The organism is Serratia sp. (in: enterobacteria) (assembly GCF_046715635.1).
Taxonomy (GTDB): domain Bacteria; phylum Pseudomonadota; class Gammaproteobacteria; order Enterobacterales; family Enterobacteriaceae; genus Chania.
Genome location: NZ_JBKJYW010000412.1, coordinates 1 through 17,223, shown reverse-complemented (window position 1 = coordinate 17,223; position 17,223 = coordinate 1). Strand labels below are relative to the sequence as shown.

The window sequence follows — 17,223 nt, the reverse complement described above, 5'->3', positions numbered from 1 at the left end:
GATTAGTTCGACTCCGTTTCTTCAATAAAATAACCTAAAATCTCATCATAATCATCACGGAGTACATTGGCTTTAGCAAAATATTTGTGACTCAAGTTGCGTCTAAATTTCCCTAAATTAACTTTTGAAGGGTTGATGCTAGCAAATGCTCTGTCAAAGGCTTCAATATGGCTTTTAAATTCTTCTACTGAAAGTTTTTCTATGTATGAATAGCCTTCAGAATATCCAACGGCAAAACCAATCATATTATTACTAACCCCAAACCATTTTTTATTTGTAGGATCGGCAGCCATTTTATCCATAAATTTTAATACATCATCAAACTGAACCTCTTTTTCAATAACTTCATGGGACATTATTCTTCCCAATATTATTTCATCCATTTTTTCGCTAATTATTTTGTTATTTTCATTATTTACATTCCCAGTAAAGAATGCTAAATATGCTTTGGCCACATCAGCCATATCATAACTTCCTTCTACAGAATTTTCTGCCTTTTTCTTTTCAGTTTGTATTGTGATATTAACGGTTTGACAATCCAACATCTCCTCAGTTAAAACTTCAATCTGATGTCTTGGAGACATTTGTTTTTGCCCGTTATTAAGAGTAATCATTCGGTAAAGCAACATATCTTTTTTCTTGGATAAAATAATGCTCAAATATAATTTTTGACATAAATCAATGTTTGGACTCTCTTTAACGCCATTCAATGTATTTAGCCTTTGAATACCGTCTAAAACATATCCTTTAGATATGTTTTCATTAATGAAACTTTCTATTTTTTCAATATTAAGATCATCATAAAAATCATTTTTTGGTTCCACAAAAGCTAACGTTAACGCAGGCATTAAGCATCCATTTACTAAATCCTTACTTAACCTTTCATAGAACTTCTTATTCTGTAATTTTCTCTGTGAATCATATCGGTCTATCAAGGGGAATAGTTTTTCTATAGCAAACTCATAATTAGCTTCTGCATTGAGAACTAGGCTTTTTATTACTTTATCGTAGCCTATTGATGTTACTTTTATCATCATTCATTTCCTTTTTAGTTAAAATAATTAACTTACAGCAATATACTTTTTAAAATACACTCGAACGCGGGATAAGCACATAAGTTTTTTTCGAAAAAACAATTGTCTGTATAATACGCACATATCGGTTGCTAAATCCACAATTTTAACACTAAACACAAGAGAGGTGACTGCATAGCAATCTAACTGATTAGGGCATCGTCTTCAGGATATGCACTAAGGATATGTGTATTGAGTGACTGTGGCGGCAGGGAATGCATCGTAACCGGTATTGAGAACGTCACGCCATTGTTCGAAAAGATGTCTACACACCTCAGACGTTGTACCTTATTGATGGTGCTCTCACTCTCCAAGTTACGTTTACGAAACAATGGCAAAAAAACGCGAATCGATTAAAGCCAACAACGTCAGTATGATCACTGACGTTGTTGGCTTTTTTTCACCTTTCCATCGCACGATGGAGGTAAAGATGGCTAGCCATCTTTACCTCCATTTAGCTGATTCAACCCTATTATTTCCAGACACAACGCCCCCTAACCCCATGCTCTAAATAACTTTTCACAATAGTGCTCCACTTTACGTCATGCCTTGAACTACAAGGGTTATAAGCTTCAAACAGCAAGGCCAAGCACCAGTGCAGGGTACGAGAACACCATGACAATATAGTTAAAAATGAACCAAAAACATCAACTGTAGCGGTATTATGGAATACTATTTAGACTATCCATGTAATCCGCATACCACTGCATCATCTCCCGCCTACCGTCCAGATACTGCGCATGGTTGTAGGCTCCACGAATGGCATTCTTATCCACATGAGCAAGCTGCGTCTCAATCCAAGCCGAGTTATAGCCCTTCTCATGTAAAATCGTGCTCATCGTGTGGCGGAAACCGTGGCCCGTCAGCCTTCCCTTGTACCCAAGCAGCTCAATCACCTGGTTAACACTTTCCTTTGAAATCGGCTTCGTACGATCATTTCGCCCAATGAACACCAATGGGTATGCACCTGTGATAGGTTTCATTGACAAGAACAAATTCACGACCTGCTCAGACAACGGGACAATATGGGGCCGCTTCATCTTCATCACTTCAGGGGGGATTTCCCAAAGCCGTTTCTCGAAGTCGATATCCTGCCAACGAGCAAAACGTAACTCTTGTGTACGGACCGCTGTCAGCATGATGATTTGCGTTGCGGTTTTGGTGATGATGCTACCGGTGTACCCAGCGAGATCTCTGAGGAAGTGCGGTAACTCTTCAACGCTAAGGAAAGGGAAATTCGTCTTTTTCGGTGTGGCCAATGCTGTTGCCAAATCGGGGGCCGGATTGTACTCAGCACGACCGGTAACTATGGCATAGCGAAATACCTCCCCGCAGCGTTGCCGTACCTTACGCATTTTCTCCAATGCCCCACGCTTCTCCATCCGTCGTAACGTTTCCAGCAACTCCATCGGCTTGATTTCAGCAATAGGACGTTTGCCGATATGAGGGAAAATGTCTTTCTCGAAGGTATCGATAATTTCCTCACGGTAGCGTAACGACCAACGGTCGGCCTTATGCTGATGCCACTCGCGTGCGATAGCTTCGAAGGTGTTCGCGATAGAAAGCTTTTGCGACAGCTTTTCGGCCTTCTTCACTTCACCAGGATCGCCACCAGAAGCTAGCGTTTTGCGTGCTTCCTTTCTTTTCTCTCGCGCATCAGCCAATGAGACATCGGGATACACGCCGATAGAAAGCATCTTCTCTTTACCAGCAAAGCGGTACTTCAAGCGCCAGTACTTTGAGCCATTGGGTTTGACCAGCAGATACATGCCACCGCCGTCAGCCAACTTGTAGGCTTTCTCCATCGGCTTGGCCGTTTTTACTTTTATGTCCGTTAGTGGCATAGCATCTCCATTGATAGATATGGGCAGTGGCCTCAAGCGAGGTGCTGCCAGAGCAGATAAAAAGGGGTAACAACATGCCTACGGGGGTGCCAGAAAATAGCATACTTTTTTGAACCCCCTAAAGGACCCCCAAATATCACTTGATGTGGGTTGAGTTCGGTTGAACTCCGTAGACAGAATCATGGCTTAAAGCCAGTATACATGGGGTTTTAGTTGAATTCAGGAGAGTTTGAGAGACATCGAATGGCGGAAGATCACAGGAGTCGAACCTGCCCAGGACCGCTGGCGGCCCCAACTGGATTTGAAGTCCAGCCGCCCCACCGGGGACGAGGATCTTCCTCTGGAAACAGGAAGCAAGTCGCAGATTATAGCGCGAATCCCCCTAGCTGCTAAGAGGGAATTCAAGTTTCCGCGATCCCCTTCGTACACTTGCTCTCCCGCACAAAACTCCCGCCTTTTATCTGCTACCCTAGCCGAGCCCGGGTTATTAACCCGTACATTGCTGGAGATGCTATGACCAAGAAAGTTGCCGTCCTGCTGAGCGAAGGATTTGAAGAGGCCGAGGCGGTTATCGTGATCGACGTGTTACGTCGTATGGAGATAGAGGTAGAGCTGCTGTCCTGCCAGGATAGGCTGGAGCTGCGCAGCTATCACCAGATACGTATGTTTGCCGATGCTCTGTTGGAACGCCGCATGGACCAACTGTACGATGCCGTGGTGATCCCCGGTGGGCCGCAGGCTACCGCCGCAATGGCGGAAAACGAGCTGGTCGTGGAGTTTATCCGCCGCCATGATCGTGCTGCCAAGCTGATCTGCCCGCTGTGTTCTGCCGCCGCTCGCGTGCTGGCTGCCAACAAACTGCTGCAAGGCCGCCGTTATGTCTGTTCTGGCGATCTGCATCAGGAGATCGAAGATGGTACCTACGTGGCTGAAAGGGTTGTGGAAGATGGCAATCTGATCAGTGGCCAAGGGTTGGGGGCCGCGTTTGATTTCGCCTTCACCGTGGCCTACCGCCTGACCGGCGATCGCACTACCACGCAAGAGCAAGCCGTACATATCTATCACGAAAACTGGCAAGCCCCACAGGCAGTGCATTAATCGCTACTGCTGCTAACTAGGCGCGGCACAATTTGCGTTTTCCGGCTCCGATGCCGAAAGCGAAAATTGTTACCGCGCTTTCTGTTTTTTACGGCTACTCCTCGGTATTCAGGTACAACGTTTTGATCCCGCTTTTGCTACGTTTAGCAGCAACCAACGCATAACAATGACCTGTAACTGTTTTGCCAGATTAGGCGAAGCCGTGGTCAGTAATACCACGATCATCTGCACGCCAGTAAAAATCCCCCCTAACCGGCCCATCATTTTTGTTAACCACAAAATAGAAGTGCGGGAATAAGCTGCACCTTTGGCGAAGATTATTCATATTGATAACAACGTGGCTATTTTTTTGAATTTTTCGGGGCAAACATATTCGACCGTAGGAGCATAGTTGGTTGAAATAACCGTGACATCACTAATACTTGTTCCCCTGTAGTGGTAGGTAGTACATAATTACACCATGCAATGCCTTCACGGGATCTATGCTAAAAAAGAGAGGGAATTCTTTATGAGTATGCCACAAACAAAATCTGAATTAATTTCATATCTTAATAAAAACCTCGGTGAATTAATAAATGACCTGAATACAAGTTCGCCGGAGCTTGCCTCAGATAAATCAATGGAGAGACATGCGAAAAATAATAACGTTTGCTTAAAATCAGTATCGGAGTGAAATGATTATGATGAAAAAGAAAAACAATACGCCAACGCCCCACGATGCCACATTCAGACAGTTCCTGACCCAGCCCGAGGTTGCCCGTGATTTCATGGAACTACACCTCCCGGCAGAGCTGCGTGCCATCTGCGACCTTAACACCCTGAAACTGGAATCAGGCTCCTTTGTGGAAGATAACCTTCGTCAGTACTTCAGCGACGTGCTCTACAGCCTGAAAACCACTGCTGGGGATGACGGTTATGTCCACGTGCTCATCGAACACCAGTCCACCCCGGATCAGCACATGGCTTTCAGGCTCATCAGGTACGCAGTAGCGGCCATGCAGCGCCATCTGGAGGCGGGCCACAAAAAGCTGCCTCTGGTAATACCGATTCTATTCTATACCGGTAAGCGCAGCCCATACCCCTATTCCACCCGGTGGCTGGATGAGTTTGCTAACCCAGAGCTGGCCGGTAAACTTTACAGCGGTGCTTTTCCGCTTGTCGATGTCACCGTCATCCCTGATGACGAAGCCTTTGTACGCCAACTGGCACAGCGAGTGCCGCAACATGGGGACACACTGATGACCATCGCACAACAGCTTGAACAGAAGGGCATTGAGAAGGGTATCGAGAAGGGCATTCAGCTTGGTCGGCAGGAAGGGCATTCAGAAGGCGAGCGCGATGCTACGCTGAAAATTGCCCGTACCATGCTGCAGAACGGTCTCGATCGCAACACCGTCATGAAAATGACCGGTCTGACTGAAGACGAGCTGGCACAGATCCGCCACTAATCTTATTAGAACAATGTTCTAGCCTTACTGTCGGACCTTGCCAGTAGTCTGAATAGTCGCAAAGGGACTATTTTATGGTGGGACTATAACCTGATGATATAGCAAGGTTTGGCAAATAACGGCAAAATGTAGAATTGCCGTGTAGTCTCACCGCCAGGATATTACACAAAATTCAACGTAACGCGTTTAATTAAAATGAACAACTAATAATGGCAGGGTCTTATATCTCTCCGAAAAGGGGTGATTCGCTGTATTTTATTTGTCACCGTCATAAAAAGCCTCCCCACCAAGGAGAAGGCTTAGAAATAAAAGAGCCATTCACTGTTGCAGTAACGCCTTCATTGTTACCGCGCTTTCTGTTTTTACGGCTACTCCTCGCTATCCAGGTACAGTGTTTTGATCCCGCTTTTGCTGCGTTTTGCGGCAACCAGAGCATATAACGGGATGGTGAGCATCATCATCAATACCCCCCAGAACATGGCATTGCCTCCCGATCCAAACAGGGCAAACAGACTGTAGAGAATGCCAATCACCGCCAACGTGCAGTAAACAATGAAGCTCCCGCCTTTATTCAAGGATTTTGCCACCATGATGATCGGCAACGCGACCAGCGCATAGATATAGGGCAGTAAAGAGGCGAATACTGACATCAGCACAATAACCTGAAACTGTTTTGCCAGATTAGGCGAAGCCGTGGTCAGTAATACCACGGTCATCAGCACGCCGGTGAAAATCAGCCCTTTCATCGGTACATCGTTTTTGTTCACCACGGCAAAGAATTTCGGGAATAGCCCCTGCTTCGCCCCGGCCTTGGGGGCTTCAGACTGCAAGATCAGCCAGCCAGAGATCGAACCGAAACAGGCGATAACGCTCAGTGCGGAAACCACTTCCCCAGCGAACGCACCGAACATATAACGGGCGGCATCGGCAAAGGGGGCAGCGGAATTCACCAGTTCACCGTGCGGTACCAACCCCATAATCACCGAACAGCTGGTGACATAACACACGGCGGCAATCAGTAATCCCAACACCGTCGCCTTGGGGACGGTGGATTTGGGGTTTTCCACCTGTCCGCTGGACACCACCGCGGATTCCACGCCCAAAAAGCCCCATAACGCCAGGGAGGCAGCAGAAAGGATTGCCGAAGCGTCGCTGCCCTGGGTGCCATTATAAACTTCGGTGAACAGCGCGGGTTTGAACCAGAACCAGCCAATAAAACCGATGCCCAGCACCACAACCAGCATGCAGCAGGCGGTGAATGACTGGGAACGCCCGGCCACCCTTGCCCCCAAAGAAGCCAGAGCGATAAATCCCCAAAGGATGACAATGGCGGTGATAGAGCTGGCAAACGGATCTCTGAGCAGGGGGAAGAAATAACTCAGGTAACCCACACCCGCCACCAGCAGCGCCACGTTCCCTACCCAGGCGCTGATCCAGTAACAGATGGTGGTCTGAAAACCAATAAACGGCCCAAATGCGTCGCTGGCATAGGCAATAATGCCGCCATCACGCGGTGTCACCATACTGTTTTTGGCAAACACCAAAGCCAGGGCAATCACGCCCACAATGGTAATCAACCAGCCGTACAGCGAGATAGAACCAATAACCGCCAAGTTGGTCGGCAGCATGAAAACGCCAGATCCCATCATATTGGAGGCCGTCACCAGCGTAAGAGCGACCAACCCCATTTTTTTTACCGCGGCAGTATTAACGCAAGCCATAATATTTCCCATCATTGATTGAGCAGATGCAAATCTTGAAGGGGGTGCACAGCGCACCCGTGGGGGATAAAAGTGCGCGTCGATTAAAACATTGAATAAATCGGGGTATTTTTCGCGAGGTTGTTTTTACCGGTGAGGGGTTCCTCTTTTATGCACCTCACCCAATAAATACCGTCCTCATCAATGTTCACACCTTGCAATTCATGCTCAAAGCCGGGGAAACGCTGGCCGAAGGTCTGCAATGCAACCAGATAATCGACGATGGCCTGTGATTCAGCCGTGACTTTTTCACCCGGCATAATGAGTGGGATACCTGGTGGGTAAGGGGTGATCATGATACCCAATGTACGGTTGCTGATTTCAGCCACCTTAATCAACTCCGTTCTATCGGCGATCAGGCATTCATAGGCCTGAGAAGGCCTAAGAACGGGGATTGCCTCCGCAGAGCAGGCCAACTCGGCAAGCTCGGTGATTTTCAGCGTGATATTTTCCTGATGAATGGCACGGCATAAATCCCCCAGGCCAATATTGTTATAACCCGGGGCACTGGCGGCAACCTCAGGAAGCAGGGTTGCCAGCGGCGTATTGTCGTCATGATGCTGTTTGAACAGCATCAGCATATCGATCAGGGTATTCCATTTGCCCTGTGTCGATCCCAGGGCAAATAACACCAGAATAGTGTAGTCCCCGTATTTGGCCGGAATGATGCGCTGTGTATTGAGGAATTTTGCTACTACCGGGGCAGGGATGCCGAAGTTGCCCATTTCTCCCTGGGCGTTTAGCCCCGGGCAAGTGATGGTGACCTTGATAGGATCCAACATCGCATAACCCTCGGGCACATCACCAAAACCATGCCATGCATCCCCGGCACGCAACATCCAACAGCGGGGATCGTTGGCTAGCACTTCATTAGGGACCTGAGTAAAAGGCACCTTGTGACCTTCTTGCATTAAGGCCGTCGGTTGCCAGATATCGAAAAACCAGCCTGATGGGCCTTGCGTCTTGAGTTTGTCCGCCACGGTAACCAGCGTCTTGCGAAAGCTGATAGCATCATGAACAGCTTCATCAACCAAGGTTTTACCGGCCTCCCCCTCCATCATGGCAGTTGCCACATCAATCGAAGCGATAATCGGATAGAACGGTGAGGTTGTACCGTGCATCGTAAAGGTCTGATTAAAAATGTCATAGTCCACCGGTGCACGTGCGGAATTACGAATGTGTATCATCGAAGCCGAAGAAAAAGCCGCCAGCATCTTATGCGTCGATTGCACCGCATACAGCGTTGGGCCATTTTCGCCATCTGTTGGAACGTCCATAGCAAAACGGCCCCGATACAAGGGATGAAATTTCGCATAGGCGTACCAGGCTTCGTCAAACTTGATACGTGGTACCAGATAGGCCAACTTTGGCACGATGGCCGCCACGTCGTAAATTAATCCGTCATAGGTACAGTTGGTGATAATGGCGTAGGCCGGATACTGATCTTCCGCCTGATAAGCCAACGCGCTGTCATCAATCTTTTGCCGGATCGCTCTGGTCTCAAATTGATCGGGGGAAATCAAACCGATGATGCCAAGGCCATTACGGGAAGGCCGGAAGTAGACGGGGCTAGCCTGGGTGATCGTCAGCTCATGATTGACGGACTTGTGGCAATTGCGGTCAACCAGAACGATTTTGTCTTTCAGGTTAATCGAGTGGCCTACAATCTGATTCGATTGAGAAGAACCCCCGGTCACATAAAAGGTTTTGTCGGCTCCGAATAGTTTGGCAGCACGCTTTTCCGATTCGCTAGGAACGCCTTTATGCTCAAGCCAATCCCCCATTTCAGGCGTGGAGATACCGATATCGGCTCGCATCAGGTTTTCACCAAAGTAATTGATGAATTCGCGGCCTACCGGATGCTTAAGGTAGGCGACGCCCCCTTGGTGCCCTGGGCAATCCCAATAATAAGGGCTGTCCGAGGCATAATTTTTAAGCGCATAAAAGTAGGGTGGCAATAGGTTGTCAATGTAATGCCGCATGGCCAGGTGAATGCGGCCAGCAATAAACTTGGGGGTATCCTCATTGATATTGATGTGCTCATGAATTTCTTTAGTGATCCCCGTCGGTAAACGCCCCAACAAGGGCGTTCCTGAAGAGAAGAATATGGGTACGTGGCTGTTTTTCGCTCGCACAACATCAATGAGATCCTCTATAAACATAGAACAATGATTCTGGCTGGGCTCATCACACTCATGAAAAATGACACAACCGATACCAACTTCTTTTCGGGCCATTGCCAAAGCGGTTTCACTCGTATCGGCATGGATAAAATGGTGGTTATTTAATTCCAATTCATCCTGTATTTCATGCAGGGAATCATCCATCTTTACCTCCATATTGCTGATGGAGATGATTAATATTGGAAAATCAAAGTGGTTGGAATAACTCATTGTATAGCCTCTTTTTATCTGCACCATTGCAACATAGCCTGGCCATGCCAGATGATTAACGTCAGCTTACATAGAAAGAGGCCATAATAAACTGTACCAAAGGTACAGCTTTGTAATATGAATATTACTTGATGATATAGCAAGGCTTTGAAAATAATGGAGGAATGTAGAACTGCCATTGATTCTTTCTGGCAAGTGACATGAATTCCCGCGTAGAGCTACAATGCGCCTTAGCTAATATATTGGTTTTATGGAATTTTATGGTTCTGAGCGTTCTGTGTAGAATATCGGCAATTTCTTTCTCCGCCATGCCTTGTAGTAGCAGAAAAGCCACGAGCCACTCTTTATCCGTGAAGATTTCGCCGGGACAAACGGAAGTTAATTTACCGATGTCACCACCAGAGACAAAAAACCGGGGTGTCACCGAGTTGAGCGGCTTGATATGGCTGATAATACCGATAATATTCGCCTTATTGTCATAGTAAGGCATACGCTCACAATAGAAAATGCTGAAAACCCGGTTTCCTTCAATAGGGAAGATGCCAATTGCCTCTACCTTCCTCATTTCATCAATGACACGTTGATCGTGAATAGCGATAAAGGCTTGAAAAGGAGACAACGCTGAGGTTGTTCCTCCTTTAATGGGCTTAAGTAATAGAGCATACCTGGCATTGGTATAAACAGGTGTTTTATGTATATCCTTTAAACACCACGCCTCATCGCTAGACTCCCACGCAATCAAAATCTCTAAAGGGATAGTGAACTCTGAAGACTTTGATTTTAAAATAAGACTTTTCATGCTGCTTTGAGACATTTTCTCACCTTCAATCCTTGAAATCATTTTATTCCACTTAAGAACGTCTTGAGTAGACTCTAAAGAGGCAAGGTTTAAAGTCACTTTTTATGCCCAATCGCGAGTATGCCATAGACCTACTGTACTGCCCTCATCCTAACTCCCTGGCGAATGCGCCATCAATTAACTCCAGCCCATGACTACAGATCCCTATCAACGCTCTCTCCTAAGGCTGCAAGTTAGTCTAAAAATGATTTATTATTTATCTGCGTAATAAAAAAAGCCCTCTCCCAATAAGGAGAAGGCTTCATGAAAAAAAGAGCAAAATTTACGGCTGTAACAGGGCTTTCACCTCTAACAAAATAAACTCGTTATCATCCGCCACGTTGGGTTCGCGGCTAGAAGAGAACGGGAAGTTATTGTCGTTCCCCACGATGATATGGCAGCCATCCACCACATCGACATTCTCGATAGTGAAGAACGGGAAGGTCAGCACGCCGTTATTCAGCGGCTTGCGCGCCAGCTTCTGCGGGTCCTGAATGTTCAGCAAATCGATATACGCCAGTTTTTCTACCGGCTTGCCCACGTTGGCGTCGGAAAACGCCATCTTGTAGACCCGCTTAAATTTGGCGAGCTGGCTGAAGCAGTTATCCGTTGGCGCACCTGCCGCACAGGCTTTATCGGCGGTGCCTTCACCATTATCACGTTCGATCACCAGCCCATGGGTGGCGTCGATCATATTGAAATCACCGATGGCGTTCTGATTGTCTTCCAACACGTACTGCCAGCTGCGGCCAGTCCATGCCTGCTGTTTGACGTCAAATTCCAGCACCCGCAGGTAGCGTTTGCCCGCCAGGTTCTCAAACTGTTCGCCGTCCCACAGCGCCCCTTCCAGCAGGGGATACAGCTTACTACCGTCTGGTGATACAGCCATTCCTTCAAAACCCTTGGAACGCGCGAGCTGGAAGTTCTGCTTGCCGTCTGGCGCACCTGGCAGCGTCAGCGTCGGGTTATCCGGCGATTTCACTACCTTGCCGTCAACCTGGGTATCAAACACCGCCAACACCTTGCCGTTCAGATCCGCTTTAATCAGGTAAGGGCCAAACTCATCACCGATCCATAGGGCATCGTCGGCAAACTGGAAGCTTTCCGGGTCGAAATCGCTGCCGGTCAGATAACGCTTATCGGTGCTTTCATTGACGATATGGAACGGGACTTTTTTATCGGGATCGTGCAGGAACAGCGTTTTCAACGGCGTTACCGTGCCTTCCTTGAAATCGATACGGTAATGGTTGAGATACAGCATGGCGTCCGGCGAATTGGCTTTGCTGCCAAAGCCGTTATCGGTCAGCACCCAGTAGGTGCCATCCGGCATGTGTTTGATGCCGGAGTGCCCCTGCAACGGCTGGCCATTGATGGGTAGCCCGATGCCGGTCAGCCGATCGGCCGATTTCCCCGCTATGCTGCCCAGTGCGGTGATGCGTTTGCCGCTAGTGTATTTACCGCTCTGTTGCAGATCGGTTGGTGCATCCTGGGGGGCCGTGACGCTGGATTTCACCGGTAGTACAGCGTGCCCGGCCAGCACGGCGGGAACTTCCTGAGCCTGTGCCCATAGCGTGGTGCTGAATGCCAAACAGCTGGCCAGCAGTGCCAGGCGGGATGAAAGATTATGCATATTATGAATTCCCTGGTGATGGTTTTGCCCAAAAGTAAAAAGCAATGCCACTATAGGGAGCCGTAATGACAGAAATATTATGTGCCGCATGACACCTTTGTCAGCCCCTCCCCCAATACCAGGCGGGCGCAGGCCAGCGGAGGGGGGTTAGCAGTCTCCACGTTTCAGTAGCCAACTTCCCCAAAACGATCGCGGCACTCTTTGGGTGTCATGTCATAGCCTTTCTTGAACACCGAATAAAAATACTGCAACGATGGGTAGCCACACATCTGTGAGATTTCGTTGATGGGTAACGAGGTCGCGGTGAGCAAATTACGGGCGCGTTCAAGCTTCTCTTCGTGGATGGCGTTATGGATCGTCTGGCCGGTTTCATCCTTGAAGCGTTTTTCCAGATTGGAACGAGACATGCCTACCGCATCCAGTACCTGCTCCACCTTAATCCCCTTGCAGGCATGATAGCGAATATAGTGCATGGCCTGGATCACCGCCGGGTCGCGCAGTGAACGGAAATCGCTGGAGCGCCGTTCAATCACCTTCACCGGTGGCACCAGGATACGCTGTAGCGGCAGCTCGCGCCGATCCAGCAGTTGATGCAACAGCTTGGCGGCGCGATAGCCCATCTGGCGTGTCCCCTGCATCACCGACGACAACGCCACGCGCGACAGATAGCGCGTCAGTTCTTCGTTATCAATGCCAATCACACAGAGTTTTTCCGGCACAGGAATATCCAGGTGCTCGCACACCTGTAACAGGTGGCGCGCCCGCGCATCGGTAACGGCAATAATCCCGGTCTGCTGGGGCAAGGTCTGCACCCAATCCGCCAGGCGGTTCTGGGCGTATTGCCAGTTCTCTGGCGCGGTTTCCATCCCCTGATACACCACCCCCTGATACTGTTCCGCCGCCACTAGCTGGCGGAAAGCCTGTTCACGCTCCTGCGCCCAACGCTTCCCCCCCTCCACCGGCAGGCCATAGAACGCAAAGCGGTTCAGCCCTTTTTCTTTCAGGTGCATAAACGCCGCTTCCACCAGCGCATGGTTGTCGGTAGCGATGTAATGCACTGGTGGATAGTCTTGCGTACGATGGTAGGAGCCACCAACGCCAACCAGCGGCACCTGGACGTTATGTAACAGTTGCTCAATATCCCGGTCGTCGAAATCGGCGATCACGCCGTCCCCCAGCCAGTCCTTGATGTTATCGATGCGGCAACGGAAATCCTCTTCGATAAAGATATCCCAATCACTTTGCGACGCCTGTAAATACTCCCCAACGCCCTCCACCACCTGGCGGTCATACACTTTATTGGCGTTGAACAGCAGCGTGATACGGTAGCGCTTCTTAAACATGGGGGCTCCCCAGCAATGAATACGGTTCCCTGAATAGCACAACCCTTGCAGAAGGCTGAAAAAATGCCGCTACAATTGTGAAGTCGCGCCTATACCCGGCGTTTGGTCGCGGAATCCATCCACACCGCCAGCAGCAGGATCGCGCCCTTGACGATATATTGCCAGAATGTCGGCACATCCAGCATGCTCATGCCGTTATCCAATGAGGCCATGATAAACGCCCCCATCACCGCTCCCGCCACGCTACCGATCCCCCCGGCCAGGCTGGTGCCACCGATCACGCAGGCGGCGATAGCATCCAGCTCGGCAATGTTACCGGCAGAAGGCGAACCTGCTCCCAGGCGCGAACTGAGGATCAGCCCGGCAATCGCCACCATCAGGCCGTTGATGGCAAACACCGCCAGCTTGGTACGCTCAACGTTAACCCCGGAAAGCCGCGCGGCATCGATATTACCGCCAATGGCATAAATACGGCGGCCAAAGGCGGTACGCGACGCCACAAAGATCCCAGCCAGCATCAATGCGGTCAGGATCAGTACCGGCGTTGGCACCCCGCGATAGTCGTTCAGCAGGTAAATCGCCCCTAAGACCAGTATTGCCATGATGCTCTGCCGGGTGACATCGCCGCTCGCTGCCGCCACCGGCAAGCCCAGTTGCGTACGTCGACTACGCCGCCGCCACTGCCAGGCAACAAACAGCATCAGGCCGACGGCACCAATGCTAAAACCCACTCCGTTGGGCAGATAGCTCTGGCCAATCTGCGACATGGCATTGCTGGTGGGTGACACGGTGGTGCCATTGGTAATGCCGATCAGAATGCCGCGAAACGCCAACATCCCCGCCAGGGTGACGATAAACGAAGGGACTTTCCGATAGGCCACCCACCAGCCATTCCACGCCCCCAGCAACAACCCCGCCAACAGCGTGACCACAATGGTCAACGGCAGCGGCCAGCCGAACCAGACGTCAAATATCGCCGCTACGCCCCCCAACAGCCCCATCATTGAGCCAACGGAAAGGTCGATCTCCGCCGAAATAATCACGAACACCATGCCCACCGCCAGAATGCCGGTGATCGCCGTCTGGCGCAGCAGGTTGGAGATGTTACGGGCGCTGAGATAGGCCCCTTCGGTGGTAAAGGTAAAGAACAGCATAATGACGGCGATCGCCGCCAGCATCACGAACACCTGCAGGTTGACGGTTTTCAGCCCGAACGGCGGTTTTTTCGCCCCCACTGGCGGCAGGCTGGCTTCAGATTGCGTGCTTTTCAACATGTGTTTCACTCCTTAAGGCCGCTTCCATTACCTGTTCCTGGGTCAGACCGCGGTTCACCAGATCGGCTTTAATCTGCCCCTGGTGCATCACCAATACCCGATCGCTTAATCCCAGCACCTCCGGCAATTCGGAGGACACCACAATCACCGCGATCCCCCGTTGTGCCAATTGATTGATTAACTTGTAAATCTCTTGTTTGGCACCGATATCAATGCCGCGCGTGGGCTCATCCAGAATGAGGATTTGTGGGTTCAGCAACAGGCACTTCGCCAGAATGGCTTTCTGCTGGTTACCCCCGCTCAGACGGGCGATAGCCAGCTCCGCAGAAGACGTTTTTACCCGTAACCGTGCCAACGATTGTTGGATCGTTGCCTGCTCCTGCTCATCATCCAGCACCGTCAATGCGCCACTGAAATCCCCCAGCGCCGCCAACGTGATGTTGGCCCCCACGCCCATCACCGGCACAATGCCATCGCGCTTGCGGTCTTCTGGCACCATGGCGATGCCATATCGCATTGCCTCGCGGCAGTTGGTGATGGTGGCGGCCTGCCCTGCGATGGTGATGTTGCCCTGCCAACGCCCCGCATAGGCACCAAACAGGCACTGCATGGTTTCGGTGCGCCCGGAGCCAACCAGCCCTGCCACGCCGAGGATCTCCCCACGCCGCAGAGTAAAGGACACATTATCGGCCCGGCGAATATGCCGGTTGACCGGATGCCAGGCAGTAAGGTTTTCCACCTGCAGGATCACTTCACCGATGGTGTGGGGTTCCTGCGGATACAGCTCGGTCAGTTCACGGCCAACCATCATGGCGATGATATCGTCCTCGCTCATCTCCGCCGCAGGCCGGGTACCAATGTGCTTGCCATCGCGGATCACGCAGATGAAGTCCGAGATCGCTTTTACCTCGTTGAGCTTGTGCGAAATATAGATACAGGCGATCCCGTGATCGCGCAGATCCGTAATGATCGCCAGCAACGTGGCGGTTTCACTTTCGGTCAATGAGGCGGTGGGTTCATCGAGCACCAGCAGGCGCACCTGTTTGTTCAAGGCCTTGGCGATCTCCACCAATTGCTGCTGGCCCAACCCTAGTTCACCCACACGGGTATTGGGATCAACCTCCAGCTTGACCTGCGCCAGCATGCGCTGGCAGCGCAGGTACATGTTGTCGTAGTCCATTACCCCATAGCGGCCCCACTCGTTGCCGAGAAACAGGTTCTCCAGCACCGTCATCTGCTTCACCAGGGCCAATTCCTGATGAATGATGGCGATGCCTTTCTGCTCGGTATCGCGAATGGTTTTCGCCGTGATGATCTCGCCCGAAAAATAAATATCGCCCTGATAACTGCCGTGCGGATATATTCCGCACAGCACTTTCATCAAGGTGGATTTTCCTGAGCCATTTTCACCACACAAGGATAATACCTGCCCAGCCTCTAACTGCAGGCTGACATTATCCACGGCTTTCACTGCGCCGAATTGTTTAGTGATATTTCGCATTTCTAACAGGCAGGGCATTATTCACTCCCCCCAGATGGCATGGCCATTAATTAAGATCGGATTGCTTATGGAAACCATCGGCAATAATCGTACTGGCGATATTCGTTTTATCCACCTGTACCGGGGTTAATAGCCAGGCCGAAACCTCTTTACTGCCATTATTTAATTTGGCGTTGGACTTGGGGGGTTCCCCTTTGCCCAGCTGCACGGCGATATCCGCCGCTTCGTCGGCCAGCTTGCTGATCGGTTTATACACCGTCATGGTCTGGGTGCCCGCCACGATGCGTTTTACCGCCGCCAGATCGGCGTCCTGGCCAGAGATCGCCACCTTGCCCGCCAACCCTTGCGCAGCCAGTGCCTGAATGGCTCCACCCGCGGTGGCATCGTTGGAGGCCACTACCGCATCGATCTGGTTATTGTTGGCCGTCAGGGCGTTTTCCATAATCTTCAGCGCATTTTCCGGCAGCCAGCCGTCGACCCACTGGTCGCCCACCACCTTAATCTTGCCGCCGTCGATCAGCGGTTGCAGCACGGTCATTTGCCCCTTGCGGAACAGCTTGGCGTTATTATCCACCGGGGAACCGCCCATCAGGAAATAGTTACCCTGTGGCACGCGCTGCACCAGGCTTTGTGCCTGCATCTCACCGACTTTTTCATTATCAAACGAGATGTAGAAATCGATATCGGCGTTATTGATCATGCGGTCATAGGCCAGCACTTTGATCCCTTCACGCTTCGCCTCGCTGATGACGTTACTCAGCACCTGGCCGTTATAAGGAATGATCACCAGCACATCAACGCCACGGTTGATCATATTCTCAATCTGCGCCATTTGGGTTTCTTCATTACCATTCGCAGACTGAACAAAAACATCTGCACCGAGAGTTTTGGCTTTAGCCACAAAAATATCACGGTCTTTTTGCCAGCGTTCTAAACGTAAGTCATCAATAGCCATACCAATTTTAATTTCTTTCGCCAACCCTGACTGGCTGAAAAGCACTAATGCGGCACAGGCAGAAAG

The 17,223-nt window shown here is 50.2% G+C and carries 14 protein-coding genes and 1 tRNA gene; 3 read left to right on the top strand and 12 right to left on the bottom strand.

Going from position 1 to position 17,223, the window contains the following annotated elements; translation table 11 throughout:
• Positions 1-2: 2 nt before the first annotated feature.
• From ACLQ7H_RS21300 to ACLQ7H_RS21290, 3 genes are all read right to left on the bottom strand, one after another.
• On the bottom strand, positions 3-1,037 hold the full coding sequence (locus ACLQ7H_RS21300) for a hypothetical protein (protein ID WP_411754381.1): 1,035 nt from the start codon (positions 1,035-1,037) through the stop codon (positions 3-5).
• A gap of 698 nt (positions 1,038-1,735) precedes the next feature.
• Positions 1,736-2,917 carry a tyrosine-type recombinase/integrase gene (locus ACLQ7H_RS21295; RefSeq protein ID WP_411754380.1) on the bottom strand — a complete coding sequence of 394 codons (1,182 nt, stop codon included), beginning with the start codon at positions 2,915-2,917 and terminating at the stop codon, positions 1,736-1,738.
• Positions 2,918-3,161: 244 nt separating this feature from the next.
• A tRNA-Sec gene (locus tag ACLQ7H_RS21290) sits at positions 3,162-3,256 on the bottom strand.
• Positions 3,257-3,430: 174 nt separating this feature from the next.
• Between ACLQ7H_RS21290 and ACLQ7H_RS21285 the strand changes: the two genes are divergently transcribed.
• Positions 3,431-4,015, top strand: coding sequence for a DJ-1/PfpI family protein (locus ACLQ7H_RS21285; protein WP_021181316.1), 585 nt, complete (start codon positions 3,431-3,433; stop codon positions 4,013-4,015).
• Positions 4,016-4,123: 108 nt separating this feature from the next.
• Here the strand turns inward: ACLQ7H_RS21285 and ACLQ7H_RS21280 are convergent, their stop codons facing one another.
• Positions 4,124-4,279, bottom strand: a complete 156-nt coding sequence (locus tag ACLQ7H_RS21280) for a hypothetical protein (RefSeq protein WP_411754379.1) — start codon at positions 4,277-4,279, stop codon at positions 4,124-4,126.
• Between the two features lie 244 nt (positions 4,280-4,523).
• Between ACLQ7H_RS21280 and ACLQ7H_RS21275 the strand changes: the two genes are divergently transcribed.
• A complete protein-coding gene (locus tag ACLQ7H_RS21275) occupies positions 4,524-4,688 on the top strand; it encodes a hypothetical protein (RefSeq protein ID WP_411754378.1) in 165 nt (54 codons plus the stop codon).
• Positions 4,689-4,698: 10 nt separating this feature from the next.
• Positions 4,699-5,463 carry an Rpn family recombination-promoting nuclease/putative transposase gene (locus ACLQ7H_RS21270; RefSeq protein WP_411754423.1) on the top strand — a complete coding sequence of 255 codons (765 nt, stop codon included), beginning with the start codon at positions 4,699-4,701 and terminating at the stop codon, positions 5,461-5,463.
• 368 nt (positions 5,464-5,831) lie between these two features.
• On the opposite strand, the gene ACLQ7H_RS21265 is transcribed toward ACLQ7H_RS21270, so the two are convergent.
• The 8 genes from ACLQ7H_RS21265 to xylF all read right to left on the bottom strand — a co-directional run.
• Positions 5,832-7,184: an amino acid permease gene (locus ACLQ7H_RS21265; RefSeq protein ID WP_411754377.1), complete on the bottom strand. Its 1,353-nt coding sequence runs from the start codon at positions 7,182-7,184 to the stop codon at positions 5,832-5,834.
• A gap of 83 nt (positions 7,185-7,267) precedes the next feature.
• Positions 7,268-9,550 (bottom strand): Orn/Lys/Arg decarboxylase N-terminal domain-containing protein, encoded by a 2,283-nt coding sequence (locus tag ACLQ7H_RS21260; RefSeq protein WP_411754376.1) that lies wholly within the window; start codon positions 9,548-9,550, stop codon positions 7,268-7,270.
• Positions 9,551-9,740: 190 nt separating this feature from the next.
• Positions 9,741-10,430: a helix-turn-helix transcriptional regulator gene (locus ACLQ7H_RS21255; protein ID WP_411754375.1), complete on the bottom strand. Its 690-nt coding sequence runs from the start codon at positions 10,428-10,430 to the stop codon at positions 9,741-9,743.
• 307 nt (positions 10,431-10,737) lie between these two features.
• The gene (locus ACLQ7H_RS21250) at positions 10,738-12,084 is read right to left on the bottom strand and encodes an esterase-like activity of phytase family protein (RefSeq protein ID WP_411754374.1); all 1,347 of its coding nucleotides are present in this window, start codon (positions 12,082-12,084) and stop codon (positions 10,738-10,740) included.
• Between the two features lie 164 nt (positions 12,085-12,248).
• A complete protein-coding gene (xylR, locus tag ACLQ7H_RS21245) occupies positions 12,249-13,427 on the bottom strand; it encodes a D-xylose utilization transcriptional activator XylR (protein WP_411754373.1) in 1,179 nt (392 codons plus the stop codon).
• A gap of 89 nt (positions 13,428-13,516) precedes the next feature.
• The gene (xylH, locus tag ACLQ7H_RS21240; RefSeq protein WP_411754372.1) at positions 13,517-14,701 is read right to left on the bottom strand and encodes a xylose ABC transporter permease XylH; all 1,185 of its coding nucleotides are present in this window, start codon (positions 14,699-14,701) and stop codon (positions 13,517-13,519) included.
• Positions 14,679-16,220: a xylose ABC transporter ATP-binding protein gene (locus tag ACLQ7H_RS21235; protein WP_411754371.1), complete on the bottom strand. Its 1,542-nt coding sequence runs from the start codon at positions 16,218-16,220 to the stop codon at positions 14,679-14,681. The genes xylH and ACLQ7H_RS21235 overlap by 23 nt, the downstream gene beginning before the upstream one ends.
• Before the next feature lie 28 nt (positions 16,221-16,248).
• Positions 16,249-17,223: D-xylose ABC transporter substrate-binding protein (xylF, locus tag ACLQ7H_RS21230; protein ID WP_411754370.1), on the bottom strand; the 975-nt coding region annotated here is incomplete at its 5' end.

Bases quoted from the DNA above. Each gene is read 5' to 3' on its own strand.
- ACLQ7H_RS21270 (WP_411754423.1), top strand. From the start codon at position 4,699: ATGAAAAAGAAAAACAATACGCCAACGCCCCACGATGCCACATTCAGA.
- ACLQ7H_RS21275 (WP_411754378.1), top strand. From the start codon at position 4,524: ATGAGTATGCCACAAACAAAATCTGAATTAATTTCATATCTTAATAAA.
- xylR (WP_411754373.1), bottom strand. From the start codon at position 13,427: ATGTTTAAGAAGCGCTACCGTATCACGCTGCTGTTCAACGCCAATAAA.
- xylH (WP_411754372.1), bottom strand. From the start codon at position 14,701: ATGTTGAAAAGCACGCAATCTGAAGCCAGCCTGCCGCCAGTGGGGGCG.
- ACLQ7H_RS21260 (WP_411754376.1), bottom strand. From the start codon at position 9,550: ATGGATGATTCCCTGCATGAAATACAGGATGAATTGGAATTAAATAAC.
- ACLQ7H_RS21280 (WP_411754379.1), bottom strand. From the start codon at position 4,279: ATGATGGGCCGGTTAGGGGGGATTTTTACTGGCGTGCAGATGATCGTG.
- ACLQ7H_RS21265 (WP_411754377.1), bottom strand. From the start codon at position 7,184: ATGGCTTGCGTTAATACTGCCGCGGTAAAAAAAATGGGGTTGGTCGCT.
- ACLQ7H_RS21295 (WP_411754380.1), bottom strand. From the start codon at position 2,917: ATGCCACTAACGGACATAAAAGTAAAAACGGCCAAGCCGATGGAGAAA.
- ACLQ7H_RS21285 (WP_021181316.1), top strand. From the start codon at position 3,431: ATGACCAAGAAAGTTGCCGTCCTGCTGAGCGAAGGATTTGAAGAGGCC.
- ACLQ7H_RS21255 (WP_411754375.1), bottom strand. From the start codon at position 10,430: ATGTCTCAAAGCAGCATGAAAAGTCTTATTTTAAAATCAAAGTCTTCA.
- ACLQ7H_RS21235 (WP_411754371.1), bottom strand. From the start codon at position 16,220: ATGCCCTGCCTGTTAGAAATGCGAAATATCACTAAACAATTCGGCGCA.
- ACLQ7H_RS21300 (WP_411754381.1), bottom strand. From the start codon at position 1,037: ATGATGATAAAAGTAACATCAATAGGCTACGATAAAGTAATAAAAAGC.
- ACLQ7H_RS21250 (WP_411754374.1), bottom strand. From the start codon at position 12,084: ATGCATAATCTTTCATCCCGCCTGGCACTGCTGGCCAGCTGTTTGGCA.